Annotated in this window: 19 protein-coding genes; 6 read left to right on the forward strand and 13 right to left on the reverse strand. The window is 70.7% G+C overall.

Annotation, left to right across the window (positions count from 1 at the left end):
- Positions 1-57: 57 nt before the first annotated feature.
- Entirely contained in the window at positions 58-1,395 is a 1,338-nt protein-coding gene (gene glmM, locus KZ820_RS08970; RefSeq protein ID WP_219748307.1) for a phosphoglucosamine mutase, read from the reverse strand.
- A gap of 69 nt (positions 1,396-1,464) precedes the next feature.
- Between glmM and KZ820_RS08975 the strand changes: the two genes are divergently transcribed.
- Together KZ820_RS08975 and KZ820_RS08980 are read left to right on the forward strand one after the other, a co-directional pair.
- Positions 1,465-2,724 (forward strand): dicarboxylate/amino acid:cation symporter, encoded by a 1,260-nt coding sequence (locus tag KZ820_RS08975; RefSeq protein ID WP_219748308.1) that lies wholly within the window; start codon positions 1,465-1,467, stop codon positions 2,722-2,724.
- A gap of 62 nt (positions 2,725-2,786) precedes the next feature.
- Positions 2,787-3,548, forward strand: coding sequence for a Coq4 family protein (locus KZ820_RS08980; protein ID WP_258048042.1), 762 nt, complete (start codon positions 2,787-2,789; stop codon positions 3,546-3,548).
- Between the two features lie 184 nt (positions 3,549-3,732).
- Here KZ820_RS08980 and rarD read toward each other — a convergent pair whose 3' ends face one another.
- Positions 3,733-4,629 carry an EamA family transporter RarD gene (gene rarD, locus KZ820_RS08985; protein WP_219748310.1) on the reverse strand — a complete coding sequence of 299 codons (897 nt, stop codon included), beginning with the start codon at positions 4,627-4,629 and terminating at the stop codon, positions 3,733-3,735.
- A 152-nt stretch (positions 4,630-4,781) separates the two neighbouring features.
- On the opposite strand from rarD, the gene recF reads away from it, so the two are divergent.
- Together recF and KZ820_RS08995 are read left to right on the forward strand one after the other, a co-directional pair.
- Positions 4,782-5,819 (forward strand): DNA replication/repair protein RecF, encoded by a 1,038-nt coding sequence (gene recF, locus KZ820_RS08990; protein ID WP_219748311.1) that lies wholly within the window; start codon positions 4,782-4,784, stop codon positions 5,817-5,819.
- Between the two features lie 64 nt (positions 5,820-5,883).
- On the forward strand, positions 5,884-7,188 hold the full coding sequence (locus tag KZ820_RS08995; RefSeq protein ID WP_219748312.1) for an MFS transporter: 1,305 nt from the start codon (positions 5,884-5,886) through the stop codon (positions 7,186-7,188).
- Between the two features lie 334 nt (positions 7,189-7,522).
- On the opposite strand, the gene KZ820_RS09000 is transcribed toward KZ820_RS08995, so the two are convergent.
- The 10 genes from KZ820_RS09000 to KZ820_RS09045 all read right to left on the reverse strand — a co-directional run bounded on the left by KZ820_RS09000 (position 7,523) and on the right by KZ820_RS09045 (position 18,314).
- Positions 7,523-8,335, reverse strand: a complete 813-nt coding sequence (locus KZ820_RS09000; RefSeq protein WP_219748313.1) for an NIPSNAP family protein — start codon at positions 8,333-8,335, stop codon at positions 7,523-7,525.
- Between the two features lie 82 nt (positions 8,336-8,417).
- On the reverse strand, positions 8,418-8,735 hold the full coding sequence (locus KZ820_RS09005; RefSeq protein ID WP_219748314.1) for an MIP/aquaporin family protein: 318 nt from the start codon (positions 8,733-8,735) through the stop codon (positions 8,418-8,420).
- Positions 8,736-8,895: 160 nt separating this feature from the next.
- A complete protein-coding gene (locus KZ820_RS09010; protein ID WP_219748315.1) occupies positions 8,896-9,180 on the reverse strand; it encodes a CsbD family protein in 285 nt (94 codons plus the stop codon).
- Entirely contained in the window at positions 9,177-10,529 is a 1,353-nt protein-coding gene (locus tag KZ820_RS09015) for a mechanosensitive ion channel (RefSeq protein ID WP_219748316.1), read from the reverse strand. Before KZ820_RS09015 ends, KZ820_RS09010 begins: the two co-directional genes overlap by 4 nt.
- A 35-nt stretch (positions 10,530-10,564) precedes the next feature.
- Entirely contained in the window at positions 10,565-10,909 is a 345-nt protein-coding gene (locus KZ820_RS09020) for a hypothetical protein (protein ID WP_219748317.1), read from the reverse strand.
- Between the two features lie 328 nt (positions 10,910-11,237).
- Positions 11,238-13,730 carry a DNA topoisomerase (ATP-hydrolyzing) subunit B gene (gyrB, locus tag KZ820_RS09025; protein WP_219748318.1) on the reverse strand — a complete coding sequence of 831 codons (2,493 nt, stop codon included), beginning with the start codon at positions 13,728-13,730 and terminating at the stop codon, positions 11,238-11,240.
- Positions 13,731-13,795: 65 nt separating this feature from the next.
- Complete coding sequence (locus tag KZ820_RS09030; RefSeq protein WP_219748319.1) at positions 13,796-14,674, reverse strand: alpha/beta hydrolase; 879 nt, start codon at positions 14,672-14,674, stop codon at positions 13,796-13,798.
- Between the two features lie 3 nt (positions 14,675-14,677).
- A complete protein-coding gene (locus tag KZ820_RS09035) occupies positions 14,678-15,880 on the reverse strand; it encodes an MFS transporter (RefSeq protein ID WP_219748320.1) in 1,203 nt (400 codons plus the stop codon).
- 468 nt (positions 15,881-16,348) lie between these two features.
- Positions 16,349-17,809: a PAS domain-containing protein gene (locus tag KZ820_RS09040; RefSeq protein WP_258047989.1), complete on the reverse strand. Its 1,461-nt coding sequence runs from the start codon at positions 17,807-17,809 to the stop codon at positions 16,349-16,351.
- A gap of 184 nt (positions 17,810-17,993) precedes the next feature.
- Entirely contained in the window at positions 17,994-18,314 is a 321-nt protein-coding gene (locus tag KZ820_RS09045; RefSeq protein WP_219748321.1) for a DMT family transporter, read from the reverse strand.
- A gap of 243 nt (positions 18,315-18,557) precedes the next feature.
- Between KZ820_RS09045 and KZ820_RS09050 the strand changes: the two genes are divergently transcribed.
- Both KZ820_RS09050 and KZ820_RS09055 read left to right on the forward strand, forming a co-directional pair.
- A complete protein-coding gene (locus KZ820_RS09050) occupies positions 18,558-18,815 on the forward strand; it encodes a hypothetical protein (protein WP_219748322.1) in 258 nt (85 codons plus the stop codon).
- Positions 18,816-18,912: 97 nt separating this feature from the next.
- Positions 18,913-19,827: a crotonase/enoyl-CoA hydratase family protein gene (locus KZ820_RS09055; protein WP_219748323.1), complete on the forward strand. Its 915-nt coding sequence runs from the start codon at positions 18,913-18,915 to the stop codon at positions 19,825-19,827.
- Here KZ820_RS09055 and KZ820_RS09060 read toward each other — a convergent pair.
- The gene (locus KZ820_RS09060; protein ID WP_219748324.1) at positions 19,824-21,782 is read right to left on the reverse strand and encodes a putative bifunctional diguanylate cyclase/phosphodiesterase; all 1,959 of its coding nucleotides are present in this window, start codon (positions 21,780-21,782) and stop codon (positions 19,824-19,826) included. The genes KZ820_RS09055 and KZ820_RS09060 overlap by 4 nt on opposite strands.
- Between the last annotated feature and the right edge of the window lie 306 nt (positions 21,783-22,088).

Genomic DNA, 22,088 nt, shown 5'->3' on the forward strand with positions numbered 1-22,088 from the left:
TCCTGGAAACGAGTTCAGGATGACGCCAGTAAGGAGATGACGCCGGCGCGAGCCCCCTCACGCCGCCGCGCGCACCGCGTCGCAGATGCGGTCGACCACGCGCTCGACCTGCTGCGGGTCGTCGCCCTCGGCCATGACGCGGATCACCGGCTCGGTGCCGGACGGACGAATCACCAGCCGGCCGGTGCCTGCCAGCTCGGCCTCGGCTTCGGCGATCACCGCCTTCACCCCCTCCTGCTCGAGCGGCTTGCCACCGGCGAAGCGCACGTTCTTGAGCAATTGCGGCAGCGGTTCGAACCGGTGGAGCACCTCGCTCGCGGGCGCGCCGGCGCGGCACAATTCGGCCAGCACCTGGAGCGCGGCGACCAGCCCATCCCCCGTGGTGGCATAGTCGGACAGGATGATATGCCCCGACTGCTCGCCGCCGACGTTGTAGCCGCGGCGCCGCATCGCCTCGAGCACGTAGCGGTCACCCACCTTGGTACGGATCAGTCCCAATCCCTGCGCCGAGAGGTGACGCTCCAGCCCGAGGTTGGACATCACCGTCGCGACCAGCCCGCCGCCGGCGAGCCGCCCGGCGCGCGCCCAGCCCGCCGCGATCGTCGCCATCAGCTGGTCGCCATCGATCACGCGGCCGCGCTCGTCGACCACGATCAGCCGGTCGGCGTCGCCGTCGAGCGCGATGCCGATCGCCGCGCCATGCTCCACCACCGCCGCCGACAACGCCTCGGGATGGGTCGAGCCGATCCGATCGTTGATGTTGAGCCCGTTGGGGCTGACCCCGATCTGGACGAGGTCGGCGCCGAGCTCCCACAACGCCTCGGGCGCGACCTGATAGGCGGCGCCGTTGGCGCAATCGACCACCACCTTGAGCCCGTCGAGCCGCAGGTCGCTCGGGAAGGTCGATTTGGCGAAGTGGATGTAACGGCCGCGCGCGTCGTCGATCCGCTTGGCGCGGCCGATCTCGCCCGCGGCGGCCAGCGCGACCTCGCCGTCGATCGCCGCCTCGATCGCCTCCTCGTCCTCGTCGGAGAGCTTGTAGCCGTCCGGGCCGAACAATTTGATGCCGTTGTCGGCGAAGGGGTTGTGGCTGGCCGATATCATCACGCCCATGTCGGCGCGCATCGATTTGGTGAGCATCGCCACCGCCGGCGTCGGCATCGGCCCGACCAGCGTGACGTCCATGCCGACGCTGGTGAAGCCCGCCTGGAGCGCGCTCTCGAGCATATAGCCCGACAGCCGCGTGTCCTTGCCGATAACGACGCGGTGTCGATGCGCACCGCGCAGGAAGTGGCGACCGGCCGCCATGCCGACCTTCATCGCCATCTCCGCGGTCATCGCGCCGGTGTTGGTGAGCCCGCGGATGCCGTCGGTGCCGAAATATTTCCTTGCCATCGCCTCTTCCGTTCGCTCCGCTGGTGGGCTCCCATAAACGATGACGAACGAAGGGCGAAGAGCGCGCTGATGTCGCAGGCCACCCGTATCCTCCTTGCCCTGATCGCCGGCCTCGCCGCCGGCATCGCGCTGGCGCGCTTCGCGCCCGGCGCGGTGCCGAACGTGGTGGCGGTGGCCGAGCCGCTCGGCACCGCCTGGCTCCACGCCTTGCAGATGACGATCGTGCCGCTCGTGGTCTCGCTGCTGGTCACCGGCGTCGCCGCGACCGCGGAAGCGGCGCGTGCCGGGCGGCTGGCGGCGCGCGCGATCGCGCTCTACGTCGCGCTGCTCGCCACCTCGGCGACGATCGCGGCGCTGCTGACGCCGCTGCTGCTGGCGCTCGCGCCGCTGCCCGCCGCCTCGGCCGCGGCGCTGCGCCGCGCGCTGTCGGACGCGAGCGCCGTGCCCGCGGTGCCGCCGCTCGGCGAGTTCTTCGCGGGCATCGTGCCGACCAACGTGATCCACGCGGCGGCGAACGACGCCTTCCTGTCGCTGATCATCTTCACTCTGGTCTTCGCCTTCGCGATCGCGCGGATCGAGCGCGCGCAGCGCGACCTGCTGGTGCGCCTCTTCACCGCGCTGCGCGACGCGATGCTGGTGGTGATCGACTGGGTGCTGTGGATCGCGCCCGCTGGCGTGCTGGCGCTGGCGCTGGTGGTGGGCGCGCGCGCGGGCACCGGCGCCTTCGGCGCGCTGATCCACTATATCCTGATCGTGAGCGCCTCCGGCGTCGCGGTGATGCTGCTGGCCTATCCGATCGCGCGGCTGGGCGCGCACCTCCCGCTCGGCACTTTCGCGCGCGCGACGCTGCCGGCGCAGGCGGTGGCGATCAGCACGCAGAGCTCGCTCGCCTCGATGCCGGCGATGATCGAGGGCGCCCGCGACCTCGGTGTCGACGTGCGGGTCGCCGGCGTGACGCTGCCGCTGGCGGTCGCGATCTTCCGCGCGACCGGGCCGGCGATGAACCTGGCGGTGGCGATCTACGTGGCGACATGGTTCGGCGTCACGCTGTCGCCGCCGACGCTCGCGATCGGCGTGGTAGTGGCGACGCTGACCTCGCTCGGCTCGGTCAGCCTGCCCGGCACGGTGAGCTACGTCAGCGCGATCGCGCCGATCGCGGGCACGATCGGGGCGCCGATCGCGCCGCTGGGGCTGCTGGTGGCGGTGGAGACGATCCCCGATATCGTCCGCACCGTCGGCAACGTGACGATGGACATCGCCACCACCGCGCTGCTGGGCCGACGCGGCGACGCGGATGACCGGACAAGCCCACCCGCCCCGGACGCTTGACGAAGGCTAGCCGTCTCCTTTATTGACACTCCTGTCAGTAAGGAGCTTCTCCCGTGACACGCATGCCTCCCTATCCCGGCACCAGCGGACGGCGCGACTGGCGCGGCGCGCTCGACGCGGTGCGGCGGCTGATGCGCGACCCCGACGACACGCGGCAAGTCTTCCGCATCATGCGCGCGCTCAACACCGGCAACGCGCCCGCCAATTACGCGCGCCTGATCGCGTCGGCGGCCGGGGGCCGGATCGCCTATGAGCGCGCCGAGCTCGCGGCGCTACTCGCCGATCCCGCGGCGGTGGCGCGCCACGCGCCGGGTACGGTCGGCGCCGCCTATCGCGATTTCCTCGCCACCACCGGCTATACCGCCGACGGGCTGGTCGCGGTCAGCGAGGCGGACCATGCCGACGCCTGGGGTGCCGAGCATCCCTATGGCTGGATGGGTCGTCGCATCCGTGACCTGCACGATCTCTGGCACGTGCTCACCGGCTACCAGGCCGACGACCCGCTCGGCGAGGCCGCGCTGGTCGCGTTCAGCTTCGCCCAGGTCGGCGGGCTCGGCTGGGCGCTGATCGCAGTCGCGGCGGCGACCAAGAGCCTCGCCGTAACGCGCAGCACGCTGTTCGCGCGCGCGGTGTGGGAAGGCTATCGCCACGGCCGTACGGCCGCCTGGCTAGTGGCGGAGGATCCGAGGGTGCTGCTCGACGAGCCGCTGGCCGCGGCGCGCGCGCGGTTGGGCATCCGCGAGCCGCACGCTTACCGCCGCGCGCGCCGCGAGTTGGGCGCCGCGATCGACTCGTTCGGCGGCGCCCGTGGGGTGGCGGCGTGAACGGAGCGGGTCCGGCTCACTTGCCCGTCCCCGCCGTCATCCCGACCTTACCCGCGGATCCATCGTTCCGCGCACGCTCCGCCCGGTTCGCTCGCCGCATCATGGATCCCGGCTCAAGCCCGAGATGATGGTCCCGTAGCTGGCTTCGGCTAGACAACCCTGAATGCGCGGCAAGAGGACGCGGCTATGCGTCCCGCCCCGCCGCGGGCGCCGCGCGCCAGCCTGCCACCGCATAGAGCGCGCAGGCGGTCCAGATCAGCGCGAAGCTCAGCAGCTGCGCCGGGCGAAGCGGCTCGCCGAAGATCAGTACCGCCTCGAGGAACTGCAGCGTCGGGCCGATATATTGCAGCAGCCCCACGGTGGCGTAGCGCAGCCGCCGCGCCGCCGCGGCGAACATCAGCAAAGGCGCGGCGGTCACCGCGCCGGCGAGCACCAGCAGCACGTCGATGCGCGTGTTCTGGCCGAAGGCGCCGCTGCCGTGCGCATGCGCCCAGCCGACGATCGCGATTGCCGGCAGCAGCAGCAGCGCGGTCTCGATCAGCAGCCCGCCGAGCGCGTCGATCGCCACCACCTTGCGGATCAGCCCGTACAGACCGAAGGTGACAGCCAGCACCAGCGAGATCCACAGCGCGCCGCCGCCGTCGAGCGCAAGCAACACCACCCCCACGCCGGCGATGGCGACCGCGCCCGCCTGCACGCGCGTGATCCGCTCGCGCAGCACCGCCACACCCAGCAGCACGTTGAGCAGCGGATTGATGAAATAGCCCAAACTTGCTTCCAGCACATGGCCGTTCTGCACCGACCAGATGTAGACGAACCAATTGACCGCGATCAGCAGCGCGGTCGCGGTCAGCAGCGCGAGCGTGCGCCCGCGCGCCCTCTCCAGGATCGCGCGGCCTCGCCCCAGCGCGACGACGATCGCCACGAGCAGCAGCAGCGAGAAGATCACGCGATAGGCCAGCACCTGCAGCGCCGGCACCGGGTCGAGCAGGTGCAGGTAGAGCGGCAGCAGCCCCCAGCACACGAAGGCGCCGACGCCGAGCAACAGGCCGGTGCGGGTCGAGGCGGGATGGTCGGACATGCCACGCGCCTTCGCCTGCCGCATCGTGTAGCGCAAGTCGTCACGCCGCCGTCATGACCCAGGCTGGCGGCTCCGGCTTGCACGCCTGCCGCCGGCCACAGTATCGTGAGGCGCGTTGCCGCCTCCACCCGCACCGCCTACAGCCGCGGGCGATGCTCGCGCGCCTGGTCCTCACCGATGTTCGCAACCACGCCGCGCTGAGCCTCGCCCCCGCGCCGGGCTTCGTCATCCTCACCGGCCCCAACGGCGCGGGCAAGACCAACGTGCTGGAAGCGGTATCACTGCTCGCGCCCGGCCGCGGGTTGCGCCGCGCACCCTTGTCCGAGATCGCGCGCGCCGACGGGCCGGGCGGCTTCGGCGTCGCAGCGACGCTGGTCGACGGCGTCGAGCTTGCCACCGGGGCGCTGGCGACGGCGCCCGAGCGACGTGTGGTGCGGGTCAACGGCGCCGCCGCGGGTGCCGGCGCGCTGGCCGAGCGGATCGCGGTCCTGTGGCTCACCCCGGCGATGGACCGGCTGTTCACCGAGGCCGCGGGTGAGCGTCGCCGCTTCCTCGATCGGCTCACGCTGGCGCTCGCCCCCGAGCATGCGCGCCACGGCACGCGCTACGAGGCGGCGATGCGCGACCGCAACCGCCTGCTCGCCGAGCCGGCACCCGACCGCGACTGGCTCGCGGCGCTGGAGGCGCAGATGGCGCAGCACGGCGCCGCGCTCGATGCCGCGCGTCGCCGCACCGTCGCGGCGCTCGACGAGGCGCTGGCGGCGCAGCCCGCGGGCGCGGTGCCGCGCGCCGCGCTCGCGCTCGCCGGCTGGGGCGGAGACACCGAGACGCTCGCCGCCGAGCTGCGCGCCGGCCGCGTGCGGGACGCCGCAGCGGGGCGCACGCTCGCGGGACCGCACCGCGCCGACCTGCTCGTCACGCACGTCGACAAGGCCCGCCCCGCCGCGAGCGCCTCGACCGGCGAGCAGAAGGCGCTCCTGCTCGGCATCGTCCTCGCCCACGCCGAGCTGGTCGCCATCACCACGGGTCGCACGCCTTTGCTGCTGCTCGACGAGATCGCCGCGCATCTCGATCCGGCGCGCCGCGCCGCTCTGTTCGAGCGGCTCGCGCCGCTCGGCCAGGTGTGGATGACGGGGACCGAACCCGAGCTGTTCGCCGCGGCGGGCGCGGCGACGCGCCTGGCGCTGTGACCGGATCGCGGAGCCCGCGTGCCGCAGCGGCGTTGCGTCGCCCAACAAAAACGCGCAGGCCGCGTTGACCATCCGGCGCCGCGCGCCGCACGCAGGAACCACGCCGCTGACCGAGCCACCTTCTCCCGCCGCCACCGAACGTGCCCCGTCGGCGGGCGTGGGCGAGTGGCGACGGGGCTGGCCACTCGTGTCGGCGGCGATGCTCGGTGCCGGTCTCGGCCCCGGCCTCTATCAGAACCTTTCGAGCCTGTTCACGCCGGGGCTGGAGCGTAGCTTCGGCTGGTCGCGCGGCGAGATCGCCACCGCCGCCGGGCTCGCGCTGCTCGGCGCCCTCGCGGCGCCCCTGATCGGGCGCACCGCAGACCGCTTCGGCGTGCGGCCGGTGATCACCGCCTCGATGCTGTTGCTCGGCATCGCCTATCTGTGGCTCGCCACGATCGGCGGCGCGATCTGGCGCTATCAGATCGGCGTGGTGCTGCTGGTGCTCACCATCCCGGGGACGAGCAGCCTGGCGTACGGCAAGCTGATCGCGGCCGCGTTCGAGCGGCGCCGCGGGCTCGCGCTGGCGCTCGGCACCTCGGGGCTGGCGCTCGCCACCATCGTCGCCGCCCCCGCGCTCGGCTGGGTGATCGGACGCTACGGCTGGCGCTACGGCTTCATCGCGCTCGCGGCGGGAAGTTCAGTGCTGGCGTTGCCGCTGATCCTGCTCGCGATCCGCCGCGCGCCGCGCGCGATCGTCGCGCCGCGGGCGCCGCCCAGCGAGGCGAGCGGCGTGTCGGCGCGCGACGCGCGGCGCGACCAGCGTTTCTGGATCCTGGTCACCTCGGCCTTGCTGATCAACGCCGCTACCACCGGGCTGGTGACCCAGCTGGTGCCGATCGGGATCGAGTTCGGCCAGAGCGCGGCGCAGGCGGCGCTGCTGCTCACCGCCTTCGCCGCGAGCGCGATCGCTGGGCGGCTGCTGGTGGGTCTGTTGGTCGACCGGCTCCGCCCGCAACCCGTGGCGGCGGGGTTCGCGCTGGTGTCGGCGGTGGCGTTCGTGCTGCTCGCGCTCGCGCCGCAGGGACAGGCGACGCTGCTGCTGCTGGTCTTCCTCGCCGGGCTGATGAACGGTGCCGAGAACGACCTGCTGCCCTTCTTCGCGGCGCGCCTGTTCGGCCTTCGCGCCTATGCCGAGATCTACGGCACCGCGATGCCGCTGGCCCTGTCGGGCACCGCGGTGGGGATCATCGGCTTCGGCCGGCTGCACGACGCCGCCGGCACCTACACTCCTGCGCTAGGGTGCGGCGCGGGCGCGCTGCTGCTCGCCTGCTGTTGCTTCCTGCTGCTGCCCGATCGCGCGCTGCCGGGGACCGGCGAGACGCTCTGATAGCAGCGCGGATCGATAACAGAGAGAAGGCGTGTCGGTCCTCCCCAACAGAGGATCATCGCGAGATGGCTCTGCTGGCCTGGATGTGAGCGACACGGAGCCCCGGGGAGCCGGATGTTGAACTCGCCAAACAGCCTGTTTGGAAAGCCCCTGTCGGCCAGCCGATCACGCGACCGGCCGACCAGTGGATCATCGCAGCCGCGATCTCGCAGCGATACTTGCTAGGAAGAGGATTGGTTTGGCCGAGCACGGACGCATGACATCGTGAACGCGACGCTTCTGACCCGGGGGGCATCTGGCGAGCGATCATCGAAGCCGCCGCCCCGCCGCTGTCTCAGATCTGCGAGTAAGCGATCGGGCTCAGGATCTGGTTGTCGGCGGCCGAGGTGATCTCGGGGTCGGTGAGCCCCGGCGTGGTGATCAGCTTGCGCCAGGCCGGGTCCGACCCGAACGTCGCCCAGTTGCGCTCGCGCGTCGCCAGGTCCGGGAAAGTGAGCAGGTAGGTCAGGCTCGGCAGATGCGCGCCGGTCAGGTCCTGCGCGAAGAAGACCGGGGTGAGACCGGTGCGGCGGAAGATGTCGATCTCGCCACCGGTGTCGAACATGCCGATCTTGGTCGTGCCCGCGCGCTCGTTGTGGCTGTAGTAGGTACGTAGCTCGAAGATCCGCGCCTTGTTGCCAGCGGTCGCGGCGGGCAGCTCGACCCGCGGGAAGTGCGGGAAGGCGCGCATCAGCTTGACGTCGAGCGACACGAAGGGCGGCGCGTCCGGCGTGGTGCCGAGGAAGGGTGCCGCCGCGGCGGTGTAGCGGCCGTCCGCGGCGAGCCGGTCGGGCAGCGCGGCGAAGTCGGCGATCGTCGGATGCGGCACCAGCACCTGGAGACCCGGCGTGCCATAGCCGATCGCCACCGTGAACACGCCGATCGGCCCGCAGCCGGCGCGGCGCGCGGCGGGGATGAAGGCGTCGCGCAGATAGGTGTCGAGGCGCTCGCGCATGGGCCCGCGCACCAGGTGATAGGTGCGCAGCTCATAGACCTCGGGTGCGGTCGTGGCGGCGGTGCGCTGCGCATGCGCCGCGCCGCTCGACAGCGTCATGCCGCCGATGGCAGCGCCCGCGAGCAGCGAGCGTCGTTGGATCGCTTGCGTCATTCTGTCCTCTCCCCGGCCGAAGGCCCGTAGGAGCCGAAATGGCGCGTTTCGTCAATCCGTTACGCCAAGCGGCCGGCAGGACTCACCGTTCAAGCGGTTCAGCGCGACGAGGCCGCGCGGTCGGCGTCGACGAGCCGCTCGACCGGCATGTCGCTGATCGGACCGGGCGACTGATCGAGCGCCCGCGGGCGAAGAGCCAGCGGCCGAGCAGCCCGGCCACCGACGCGCCGAGCAGCGGCGCCGCCCGGAACAGCCACAGCTGCCGCACGGGGCCGACGCCGACCGCGGGATTGGAGTAGCCGCCGGAGATGAAGCCGACCGCGAAGGCCATGGTGAGCACGGTGAGCGAGACGCTGACGAGCCCGAACGAGCCGGGCACGCCGGTCGCGGCGGCGAGCACCGCCGCACCGCAGCCGCCGACGACGAGCCAGGAGGTGCCGAAGACCTCGGCCGCGAGCCACCGCGCGGCAGCGATCGGGCGGGGCCTCGTGGCGTTCTACGCGGACGAGAGCGAGAAGAGGTGTGGGGCGAGGTGCCGGCCGGCAGCTCGCCCCATGCGGTCACTTGCCTCGCAGCGTGTTGATCAGCGCGATACCGAGCACGCCACCCAGCGCCGCGGCGGTGAACGGCCGCTCGTGGATGAACTGGCGCGCATAGTCGATCGCGGGGCGGATCGTGTCCTCCACCGCATTCTTGGCGTCGCCGTAGCTCTGCCGCGCCTGCCCGCCGAGCTGGTCGGCCTTGCCCTCGGCACGCAGGGTCTTGTCGCCGGTGGCGCTGCCCAGACCTTCCTTGATCTTGCCGCCGAGGTTGGTCGCGGCGCCGGCGAGGGTATCAGTGTTCATCGCTCGTCTCCTTCATTGAACTGCGGGTTGAACGGTGCGGCGCGCGGTGCCGGGCTGTGCTCCGCGGTAGGTGCTGCGGTCAGGTCGCGATCGGCCAGATCGCGCTCGAGCAGCCGCGTCACGACGCGTCCCGCCGCCTCGCGACCGCCCAGCCCGAAGGCCAGCGCCGCGGCGACCGCGACCGCGCCGAGCAGCAGCCCGAACGCCATGTTGATGATGTCGTCGGCGAGACCCATGAAGCGCAGCCCGATCGCGGTACCGAGCACGATGATCGCGACGCGCACCAACGGCGCCGCGACGCGCGCGCCGCTCTGCCCCTCGACCACGCGGGCGACGAGGCGCGCGATGACGATCGCGGCGAAGATGATGATCGAGCCGAATACCACTTGCCCGAACAGCGCCAACACCTCGGCCATGATGCGCGAGCCGTAAGCGAAGTCGAGCTGGCGGAACGCCTCCATCAGGCCGAAGATCAGCACCGCGACGAAGGCGCCCTTGCCGACCAGTGCGGACGGACGGAGGTCGGCCGGCGCCGCGCCGAGCTCGCTAGCGGTCGCCTGCGACCACAGGCCGGTGGCGGCGATCGCGCGATCGAAGCCGGTGGTGCCGAGGAACTGGGTCAGCAGCCGCGACGCGAACCTGCCGATGGCATAGGCGACCGCGAGGATCAGCGCGGCGGCGACGACGTGCGGGATCGCGTCCAGGATCAGCCGCAGCATCGCGGTGGCGGGCTGCGAGATCGCGGCGATGTTGAGCGTGTCCAGCGCGGCTATGGCTGCCGGGATGATGATCAGCGCGAAGACGATCGCGCCGAGCGTGCGCGGCAGCATGGACGGGTCGGCCGGAGCGCTGTCGCCGAGGCTGGTGGAGAAGCGCTCGACGTGGCTCGCGGTGACCACCGCCTCGACCGCCTTGCGCGCCACCTTGGCGAGCACGTAGCCGAGAAAGAAGATCAGGCTGGCGCCGATGATATGCGGCACCGCCTGGCCGAAGCCGCTCAGCATGTCGCCCAGCGGCCCGGTCGCACCGGTGAGCCCGAGCGGCTGGACCGCGAGGAACAGTGCGATCAGCAGCGCGACCCAATAGGCCGCGTCACCGACCTGGACGCCGATGCTGTCGGGGTGGCGCTCGCCGACGTTCGCGGCATTGGCGTGGCGCGCGAGCGGGGTGCGGTTGACCAGCTTGGCCACCGCCCATTTGATCGCGCGCGCGGCGAGCCAGCCGATCAGCAGGATGACGAGCGCCGCGAGGAGGCGCGGCCCCCATTCCTCAACGTAGTAGAGCAGACGAGAGCCGAGCTCCCGGCTGTTCGAGACCACCTGGCCGCCCGCGTAAGTGACGTCGTTCATAAGAGTGGATCCCCTTCTGTAAGTGAGACCGCGCGTCAGAGCGCGGGTGGCGCGGTGACGATCCCGCAGCCCGCGACGGCACGGGCGACCTCGAGCGGCACCTTGGGGTCCTTCACCTGACCCGCGACGCGGATGAAGTCGCCGGCGGTGAGGCGGCCGGGCGTGGTGTCGCCCTCGCGCGCGGCACGCGCGGCGCGGCCGAGCTGTTGCAGCTGGCCGAGCGACAGGTTCTTCTCGAGGTGCTCGCCGACGCAGGTCGACTGGTCGGGCGCGAACCCGTAGCCTTCGAGCGACGACGCGATGCGCGCCGACGGGTCGACGCACGCCGATGTCGCGCCGAGCAGGGCCAAGCACAGTGCGGCAGCTACTGAAGGTCTCATGGTATTTCTTCCCTATCGGGAGAAGAACCGCGTTAACCTAGATTGTTTCCTGGTAGTTATGCACCGGGGACGGGGCCATTTTTACTTGCGACGGGCAGCCGCAGGGCAAAAGCGGCGGCTGCGCTTTACCCGCCGCGGGAGCCGAATGATCTCCGCCGTCCGAAGCGATAGCTTATGATCGATCTGGCGTGAACCAGAGGGTGCTCCTGCGCACGCAGGAGCCCAGAGCGACCAGCGTCATGCCCGCGGCTCTGGGCTCCGGCGTGCGCCGGAGCACGACCTCGTAACCCACGTCCTGCTGACTTGCCGCGTCTCGGCGCCGCTCCCCTCAGACGTCGAGGTTGGCGACGCTCAGCGCATTCTCCTGGATGAACTCACGGCGCGGCTCGACCACGTCGCCCATCAGCCGAGTGAAGATCTCGTCGGCCACGTCGGCCTGATCGATCGCCACCTTGAGCATCGAGCGGTTCGACGGATCGAGCGTAGTCTCCCACAATTGCTCCGCGTTCATCTCGCCGAGCCCCTTGTAGCGCTGGATCGCCAGCCCCTTGCGCCCTGCCGCCAGGATCGCGTCGAGCAGCTGCGACGGGCGTGCCACGAGCGACTCGCCGCGCCCGACCGTCACCGTCTCCTCGCCCTCCTCGTCGGTGGCGATCGCGTCGGCGGGCGTCTCTACGGCAGCGCCCTTGACCGGCACCAGCTTGGAGGCGTGGGCGAAGTTCTCGGCCTGCTCGGCGGCGAGCGTGTGGAGCTTGCGCGCCTCGGCCGAGGCGAGGAACGCCGGCTCGACGATATGGTGATCGGTCACGCCGCGCCACAGCCGCTCGAAGTGGATGCCGCCCTCCTCGGTCAGGCGCGCGCTCCAGGTCGCCTCGCTGTCGCCCTGATCGAGCCGGCGCGTCACCTCGGCCACCGCGGCAGCACGCGCCTCGCGCGTCAGCTCGGGCGCGAGCGCGCCGCCCAGCGCGAGCGTCTCGATGATCACCGGATCGTAGCGGCGCGGCACGTAGCGCATCAGCGTGCGCATCCGGCGCGCATGCTCCACCAGCGGGCGCAAATGCGCGCCGGTCAGCGCCTCCGCGCCGCGGTCGAGCGCCATCGCGCCGAGCCCCGCGTCGACGAGATATTCGTCGAGCGCGACGTCGTCCTTGAGGTAGACCTCCGACCGGCCGCGCGTCGCTTTGTAGAGCGGCGGCTGCGCGATGTAGAGATGCCCCTGCTCGATGATCTCGGGCATCTGACGATAGAAGAAGGTTAGCAGCAAGGTGCGGATGTGCGCGCCGTCGACGTCCGCGTCGGTCATGATGACGATCTTGTGGTAGCGCAGCTTGGCCAGGTTGAAGTCGTCGCGGCCGATGCCGGTGCCCATCGCCTGGATCAGCGTGCCGATCTCCTTGGAGCCCAGCATCCGGTCGAAGCGCGCGCGCTCGACGTTGAGGATCTTGCCGCGCAGGGGGAGGATCGCCTGGAAGTGACGGTCTCGCCCCTGCTTGGCCGACCCGCCGGCGGAGTCACCCTCGACGAGGAACAGCTCGGACTTGGCGGGGTCGCGCTCCTGGCAGTCGGCCAGCTTGCCGGGCAGCGAGGCGATGTCCATCACGCCCTTGCGCCGGGTGAGCTCGCGCGCGCGCTTGGCCGCCTCACGCGCGGCGGCGGCGTCGATGATCTTGCCGACGATCGAGCGGGCGTGCTGCGGGTTCTCCTCGAGCCACTCGGCCATCTTGTCGGCCATCAGGCTCTCGAGCGGCTGGCGCACCTCGGACGAGACCAGCTTGTCCTTGGTCTGCGAGCTGAACTTGGGATCGGGCAGCTTGACCGAGACGATCGCGGTGAGCCCCTCGCGCATGTCGTCGCCGGTGAGGCTGACCTTCTCCTTCTTCAGCAGCCCCGACTTCTCGGCGTAGCTGTTCAGCGTGCGGGTCAGCGCGGCGCGGAAGGCGGCGATGTGCGTGCCGCCGTCGCGCTGCGGGATGTTGTTGGTGAAGGCGAGGACGTTCTCGTAATAGGAGTCGTTCCACTCCAGCGCGACCTCGATGCCGATCTGGTCGCGCATGCCCGCCACCGAGATCGGATCGGGGAACAAAGGCTGCTTGTTGCGATCGAGCCACTTCACGAAGGCCGCGATCCCGCCCTCGTAGAACAGCTCGACCTGCTTGGGCTCCTCGTGCCGCGCGTCGGTGAGGAACAGCCGCACGCCCGAATTGAGGAAGGCCAGCTCGCGATAGCGATGCTCGAGCTTGTCGAAGTCGAACTCGGTGATCTTGAACGTGTCCGGCGACGGCAGGAAGGTGACGCGAGTCCCTTTCATGCCCTCGGCGCTGCCGACCACCTTGAGCGGCGCGACCGCGTCGCCGTGGGCGAAGCGCATGTAGTGCTCCTCGCCGTCGCGCCAGATCGTCAGGTCGAGCCATTCGGACAGCGCGTTGACCACCGAGACGCCGACGCCGTGGAGTCCGCCCGACACCTTATAGGCGTTGTCGTCGCTGGTGTTCTCGAACTTACCGCCGGCGTGGAGCTGGGTCATGATGACCTCGGCCGCGGAGACGCCCTCCTCGGGGTGGATGCCGGTCGGGATGCCGCGGCCATTGTCGGTCACCGAAACCGAGCCGTCGGCGTTGAGCGTGATGTCGATCCGGTCGCAATGGCCGGCGAGCGCCTCGTCGATCGCGTTATCGCTCACCTCGAACACCATGTGGTGGAGGCCCGAGCCGTCGTCGGTGTCGCCGATGTACATGCCGGGACGCTTGCGCACCGCGTCCAGGCCCTTCAGCACCTTGATCGAGGAGGCGCCGTACTCGCTGGAATTCTGCTGTTCTGCCATAGCGGGCATATAGGCATGGTGCCTTCCTAACGGAAGCGAAATGGCGCCCTTCTGAGCAGAGAACCTCAGTCGAGGAACTGGTCGATCCGCGCCAGCACGCGCTCGCGGATCGGGTCGGCCTCGCGCAGCAGCTCGTGGCCGCGACCGGGCAGCAGCTCGAGCTGGCCGAGCGGCAGGATCCGCGCGGCGCGGGCCACGGCACGCGGCGACACGATCGGGTCGCGCCGCGACACCAGCAGCAGCGCGCGCGTGTCCACCGCGGCGAGCGCGGCGGGGCGCAGCCGCGCGATCGAGGCGCAGGCGGCGCGGGTCCAGCCCCAGCTCGGCGCGCCAGAGGCGATCTGCGGGTGGTTCGTTTTCCACCAGACCTTGTCGGCCTGGCGCTCGGGGCAGGAGGTCATCCGCCCGCCGACATTGCCCGCATCGCCTTCCCACACGCGTCGCTCGCCGCGACCGGTGCGCGCCGCCGCGGCGGCCAGCGCGGCGATCGCCGGCGTGCCGAGCGGGCCGGCGCGCAGCCCCAGCATCGGCGACGATAGCACCGCGGCGTCGAAGCGCGCGCGCTTCTCGGCGAGCAGGCGGAGCAGCAGGTGCGCGCCCATCGAATGCGCCACCACCACTGCCGCCGGCCGCGCCGCGACGAACTCGGCCAGATCGTCGAGCAGCGGATCGAGGCTGTCGAGATGGTTGACCAGCGGGTCGTGCCCGACCCGTCCCGAGCCGCCCTGGCCGCGCCAGTCGAAGCCGCTGACGCTCCACCCGCACCCGCGCCAATGCGCCATCGCCTCCAGGTACTTCTCGGCGAAATCGCCGCGTCCGCCGAGGAACAGCAGCCGCCCGCGCGACGCCGGCGCGGGCCAGTCATAGGCGCGCAGGCTCCAGCCATCGCGCGCGCGCCAGCTCGTGAAGGCGAGCCCGGGCGGGTGGCGACGGCGGTCGATCATCGCTCAGTCGTGCGCGCGCTGGCGCAGCGAGAGGAACAGCAGCGCCGCCGCCACCATCGCCCCGGCGCCGAGCGCGAGCGCGAGATCGTAGGCGCCGGTCGCGTCGCGCAGTCGCCCAAAGCCGACCACGCCGGCGGCGGTGCCGAGCAGGGCGATCACCAGCAGCGAGCCGTACGTCTCGCCGTACGCGCCGACCCCGAACAGCCGTGCCGCGAAGAAGGGCAGCAGGTCGTTCTCGGCACCGTTCATCAGCCCGGCGAGGAAGACGATCAGCCACAGCGCGGCGAGACCGGGAGCGCGCAGCTCGAGCAGCGCGAACCCGGCCGCCGACAGCAACGCCACCGCGGCGGCGGCGCGGTGCGGCGCGAGCCGATCGACCAGCGCCCCGATCGCGACCCGCGCGACCAGCTGTGCGCTGCCGAAAGCGGTGACGAGCAGCGCCGCCTCGATCGCGCCGAGCCCGCGCTCGAGCCCGAGCGGCACGAGCTGGGTCACCAGCCCGACCGTCGCGAAATTGACGCAGAAGGCGGTCAGCCCCAGCCGCCAGAAGCGTCCTTGGCGCCGCGCCGCGCGCGCGCTGGGACCGCCTGCCGTGTCCACCGGCGCGACCGGTCCGACGCGGCGCAGCGCGAGCAGGGTCAGCGGCAGCGCCACCGCCACGACATAGACAGCGAGGACGACGAAGCCGCCGCGCCAGCCCTCTCGCGTGATCGCCGCCCCGACGATCGGCGGCATTAGCAGGGTGGTCACCGACAGGCCGGAGGTGGCGACGCCGAGCGCCAGCCCGCGATGCGCGACGAAGCGGGTCGCGATCAGCCTTCCGTACGCGACCGCGCTGGTGCCGGGCACGCCGAGCGCGAGACACAGCACCATCACCTGATAGTGCCACAGCTCGCCCGCCAGCCGCGTGAAGGCGAGATAGGTGGCGCCGAGCAGCAGCAGCGAGAAGGCGATGACCGGGACCGGCCCGGCCCGGTCGGTGGCGCGGCCGAAGAAGGGGATGGCGACACAGCCGAGCAGCCCCACTCCCGCGGCAGTGGCGATCTCGCCGCGCGTCCAGCCGAACTCGGCGATCAGTCCGGGAATGAACAGGCTGGAGATGTTCTGGAACAGCCCCGGCCCCGCACCCATGCCGACCAGCCCGCCCAGCACGAGCGGCCAGCCCGCGCGCCACTCGGCGCCGGCGCGGTGATTCGGTATACCCATCCGCGCCAAGCCCTAGGATGGTTGACCGGCCGCCTGCCAGCACGCGCGCGGTAAATTTCGGTTCGTCTTGGGTCGGAATGGCGCGGACGGGCTTCTTCAACCGGCGCTGCCATCACGCGACGCTCATCCGGCGATGGAAGCCAGCCGCGAGCGGCCTTTGCCCGCCTGGTACCGCTAGCGCTGAGTTGAGGCTTAGCTCGTTTCAGCATCGCCTTGCAGCGCTCTTTCAACGCGGTGAGTATGTGCTTCGAGGCGCCGCTTCGACGGGCTCAGCGGCTTCTCAGCGTGAACAGACAAGCGGGCGCGGCCGCTGGCTCGTCACCAAGCGCCATGAAGAAATGCTGCCGGTCGAGTCGATATCGACACGCGGCCGACCCGATAGCGCGCGACGCGTCACACGCACCGCCGTCATCCAGAGGGCCCCCCTTATAGAGGTGGAGCAAGCACGGCTTCTTTCATCGCGTCGTGCTAGTCGAGCGACAGCGGCAGGATAGCAGTGAACACCACACCCTCGCGTCGATAATCGATGTCGGCGCTGCCCCCCGCCTCGCTCGCGAGGACGCGCCGGATCAGCTGCGTGCCGAAGCCGCTGCGCTCGGGCGCGATCACCGGGGGGCCGGCCCGCTCGACCCAGCTGAGCCGCAGCAGCGCGGGGGTGGCACGGTCGATCAGCTCCCACGTCACCTCCACTACGCCCGCGGCATTGGAGAGCGCGCCGTATTTGGTCGCATTGGTGGCGAGCTCGTGCAGCGCCAGCGCGAAGGCCGCGACGAGGTGCGGCGGCAGGCTCAGCGCGGGGCCGTTCAGCACGAAGCGCTGGCCATCCTCGATGCCGAACGGCGCCAGCGTGCGCTCGAGCAGGTCGCGCACCGAGGCGCTGGCGAAGGCCTCGCTGACGAGCAGCTCGTTGGCGGCGGCCATCGCCTGGATCCGCGCCGCGATCGTCTCGCCCGCGTCCTCGAGCGAGCTGGCGCGGCGGATGGTCTGCGCCACCACCGCCTGGAGCGACGTGAGCGTGTTCTTCACACGGTGGCTCAGCTCGCGCGCCAACAGCGCGCGATGGCCTTGGTCGCGCCGGCGCTCGGTGATGTCCTGGGTGGTACCGACCAGCGCGATCGGCGTGCCGTCGGCGCGATGGTTGGCCTGGCCGCGCACCTGCACCCAGCGCTCCTCGCCCGAGGGCAGGGAGAGGCGGTATTCAGCGTCGAGCATCGTGCCCTCGGTGATCGCGCGCCCGATCGCGGCGGCCTGCATCGCTCGGTCGTCCGGGTGGATCGTCGCCTGCAACTCCTCCAGGCTGAGCGAGTCGTGAGGGCGACGACCGCAGATCGCCTTGCAGCTGTCCGAGGCGATCAGGTGGCGCGTCTCGAGGTTGAGGCTCCACGTGCCGAGCCGCCCCGCCTCCAGCGCCAGCCGCAGCCGCTGCTCGCTCGCCTGCAGCTCGGCGGTGCGGCGCGCCACCTCCGACTCCAGCTCGTCACGGTCACGCTTCAGCCGGGCGAGCCGCTCGCGCTCCTCGGTGACGTCATATTGCGAGGCGAAGTAGAAGGTCAGCACGCCGTCGTCGCTGAACACCGGCGAGACCAGCAGGCGGTTCCAGAAGGTGGTGCCGTCCTTGCGGTAGTTGAGCAGCTCCAGCTCGATCGGCTTGCGCAGGTCGATCGCGGCGCGCAGCCGCGCCACCTCGCCGCGGTCGGTCGCCGGGCCTTGGAGGAAGCGGCAGTTCCTGCCGATGATCTCGGCGCGATCATAGCCGGTCAGCCGCGCGAACGAGGCGTTGGCGAAGACGATCGGGTTGTCCGGCTGGCGCGGGTTGGTGATGAGCATCGGCATGCGCGTGGTGCGCACGGCCGAGGAGAACGGATCCGGCCCGTTGCCCGCGCGCACCAGCTCACGGATGATCCGCGCCTCTTCCTTGAAGTCGGGCAAAGTCTCGACGTCCCCCCGCGGCGATCGAGTCGAAGCCGCAAAATCCCTAATATGGATTAGGAACTCGCGGGGGAAGCCTCTCTTGCGTACGGCCGTCCCGCAGGTGTGATCGCGCGGCGACGTTCAACGGCAGCAGTTGGCGCCGCGACCTGCCTGGATCCCGCCGCAGCGCGGAGAGCGATGCTCAGGCGGAGGCGAAGAACTTGGTGCCGACGACGCCGATGATGATCAGCGCGATGAAGCCGACCTGCGCCAAGTTGAGCGTCTCGCCGAACAGCACCACGCCGAGCAGCGTCACGCCGACCGCACCCAGACCCGTCCACACCGCATAGGCGGTGCCCGCGGGCAGGCCGCGCATCGCCAGCGCCAGCAGCCCCATGTTGACGAAGCTCAGCGCGATGGGGATCGTCGAGACGAGAAGCCCGGGGCGCATCGCGGCCCATTTCAGGCTCAATGCCCAGATGATCTCGGTGACCACGGCAACGCCGAGGATGAGCCACGCCATGAGGAGGTTCCTTCTCGCGGGCTCGGTGGAGGTGGCCGCGGCCGGAAACCCGGAAGAGGCCGCGAAGGCGCGCCCGATAGGCGCCCGCGCCGATGCTGTCCAGAGCGACGCGTCCGCGACCCGGCCGTCTTCCTTCGGGCGCCGGAGCCCAGTTCGACGACGGGCGACCTTAGTGACTCTGAGCTCCGGCACGCGCAGGAGGCCTAGAAGGCATGGTTCTTAGTAAGGGGCAGCATTGCCGCCATGGCGAAGAGGAAACGTTACCTGACTGCCACGCTGTCGGACGGGTACGTCAAGACGATCGGGCCGACCGCTGCGCCGCTGACGCATTACTGGCGCATCGTCGCACAGCTCCACAACGGGCGCACCGAGGTGTTCTGGGGGCACGAACCATCGCAACGCGCGGCGCTCGCCAAACGCGTGCCCGCCGAGGAGGCAGCGAAGCAGCGCGGATGGCGATCGTTCGAGTTCGAAGTCGTCGCGTTGCAGGAATACGACTGACGGACCATCGCGGGACACATAACAGCGCCAGCATCCGCGAGCGCTCCGGGATATTCTTCTCATGCAGCAAAGCGCTGCACGAGAAGAGGAAAACATCATGACTGTCGAATATCCTCCGGTCGTCCCCGGGCCGCACCACCGCCTCCAGCACGCCGACTCGCCCACCGCGGGCGCGCGGCCGCTGTTCCAGCTCGACCAGCTCGACGTGAGCTTCGATCCCACGCTGGACACGTTGTGGACCTATATGCGCCCGCGCACGCGGCCGAGCTTCAACCCAGACCTGCTGCGCGACTTCGTCACCTGGCAAGACGATATCGAGCTCGCCTGCGCCAGCGGCGCCATGCCGATCCGCTACCTCGTGCTTGGCTCGCGCTTTCCCGGCGTCTTCTCGCTGGGCGGCGACCTCGACCTGTTCGCACAGCATATCCGCGCGGGCGATCGCGAATCGCTGGTGCGGTACGGGCACGCCTGCGTGCAGATCCTCCACCGCAACATGACCGGGCTCGACCGACCCATCGTCACGATCGGCCTCGTCGAGGGCGACGCGCTGGGCGGCGGCTTCGAGGCGCTGCTGTCGTTCAACGTCGTCATCGCCGAGCGCGGCGTCAGCTTCGGCCTGCCCGAGACGTTGTTCGGCCTGTTCCCCGGCATGGGCGCGCACTGCTTCCTGTCGCGTCGGCTCGGCGCCGCGCGCGCCGAGCAGATGATCCTGAGCGGACGGACCTATCGTGCGGAGGAGCTGTACGAGATGGGCCTGGTCCACGCGCTCGCCGAGCCGGGCACGGGGCGCGGCATGGTGGAAGATTATATCCGCCAGAACCGCCGCCGCCACAGCGCTCACTGCGCCATCTACGAGGCGTCACGCGCGGTGAACCCACTGCCGCTCGCCGAGCTAGAGTCGGTGGTGGACCTGTGGGCCGACGCCGCGCTGCGGTTGAGCGAGTCGGATCTGAAGCTGATGCGGCGGCTGACCGGCGCGCAGACCCGCCTGCTCGAGCGCGCCGCGGCCTAGCCGTTCCCCGCGCGCAGCCGCGTGCCGGCGAACATGGCGGCGACCATGTCCGCCGGCATCGGCCGCGCGAGCAGATAGCCCTGTACCGCGTCGCAGCGCGTGCGGCGCAGCTGGTCGAGCTGCGCCGCCGTCTCCACCCCTTCGGCCACGGTCCGCATCCCCAGTTTGGCGGCGAGATCGACCACGGTCTGCACGATCGCGATCGACGCCGGGCTGTGATCGAGGTCGGTGACGAAGGAGCGATCGATCTTGAGCGTCTGGAATGGGAAGCGCGTGAGGTAGCTCAGCGCGGAATAACCCGTTCCGAAATCGTCGAGCGTGGTGTTCACCGCGAGCCGATTGAGCGCCTTGAGCGCGGCGAGCGAGGCGTCGACGTCCTCGAGCAGCACCGACTCGGTCACCTCCAGGTGCAGCCGCTGCGGCGCCAGTCCGGTCGAGTCGAGCGCGCTGATCACCACTGCGGGCAGGTTGCTCGCGCGCAGCTGCACCGGCGAGAGATTGACCGCGACCGAGATATGCGCCGGCCAGTCGCGCGCGGTGCAGCAGGCCTGGTGGAGCACCCAGTTGCCGATCGCGACGATCTGCCCGTTGTCCTCAGCGATCGGGATGAATTCGGCCGGCGACACCGCGCCGTGGCGTCGGTTGGTCCAGCGCAGCAGCGCCTCGCACGAAGTGATCCGCTCGCCCGCCAGGTCGTAGATGGGCTGATAGACGAGGTGGAACTCGCCGCGTTGCAGCGCGCCGTGCAGTTCGGCGGCGAGCTGGCGGCGGCGCTCGATCTTCTCGTCCATCGCGGGTTCGTAGAGCGACATCTGGCCGCGTCCGCTCTCCTTGGCACGATACAGCGCGAGGTCGGCGTTCTTGAGCAACGTGTCGGCGTCGGTGCCGTCGCGCGGCGCCACCGCGACCCCGACCGAGACGCTGGAGCGCAGCCGGTGGCCATCGCATTGCGCCGGTTCTCCCACCACCTCGAGCAACCGCCGCCCGATCGCGGCCGCCTGCTCAGGGTTGTCGAGCGCGCAGACGATCGCGAACTCGTCGCCGCCTAGGCGAGCAACGGTGCCGCAGTCGGTGAAGGTGCGCCGCAGCCGCTCCGCCACGGCGACCAGCAGCGCGTTGCCGGCGAGATGGCCGAAGGTGTCGTTCACCTCCTTGAAGCGGTCGAGGTCGAGCCACAGCAGGGCGAGCGACCCGCCGTCCGCCGCCACGGCGGCGAGCCGCGCCTCGAATTGCTCGCGGAAAGCGGTGCGATTGGCCAGCCCGGTGAGGTCGTCGCGCCGCGCCATATTGGCGTTGTGCTCGGCCAACGCGGCTTTCTCGTGCGAGACGAGGACTGCGCGCAGGATCGCCTCATAGGTCTGCAACGTGATCTCCATCATCGCCACGACGAAGAGGAGGATCACCGCCGCGAGCACCGCCTTGAGCGGATCGAACGCGATCAGCAGTCCGACGACCAGCGGCAAGGAGGCACCGCACAGCTGGCTCAGCGCGATCCACGGTCTCCCCGCGTTGCGCCCCGCGATCCCGGCCGCGTAGCCGATCGCGGTGGTGACCGCGAGCAGCTGGAGCACGCCGTCGTCGGTGCGCGTGAGCGTCAGCAGCCCGAACAGCCCGAGCAGCCCGGCGTAGCTCAGCGCGCCGAGCCGATAGCCGCGCTCCTGCCGCCGCGCCGCCGCCCCCGCGCGCACCTTGGCCACCGCCATTTGGCGATGCAGCCGCACCGCGTCGACGATGCGCATCACGCCGACCACGCCGATCGTGACGGCGCAGATGGCGAGCCAGCGGTCGCGGCTGACCACGGCCACCACGGTGGCGATCACGCTGCTGGTCAGCGCGCCGATCACCAGCGATTGCGGCGAGGCGTAGAGCGACTCGACCAACGTGGCGCGCGCCGCGGCGGTGATCCGCTCGTCCGAGTGTCGCAGCTGCCGCAGCCGGTGGATCAAACGCGCCATAACTTCCTCATGCGCAGCAACTATCTACCTTCTCTAAAGACCCACCTTAACCAGCGTTGGTATCCATCGGTGACCGATCGCAGATCGAGGGCGCGGACCGCGGGGGCAGCTACCATCAGCTCACTGTCCCAGAATGAACCATGCGTATCGGGCGCACGGCCTCCGTCGAGATAGGTGTCTTGACGAGCGATAGATCGCGCCGGCGCCGGAACAGTCCGCGGCGAAGTGACGACGCGCCCTGCTACGCTCGGGTTCGTGCTCGTGCCACCCGTCAGCTGTTGGTCGTCTCACACGCGATCAACGCTG

This window comes from Sphingomonas citri, assembly GCF_019429485.1.
Classification (GTDB): Bacteria; Pseudomonadota; Alphaproteobacteria; order Sphingomonadales; family Sphingomonadaceae; genus Sphingomonas; species Sphingomonas citri.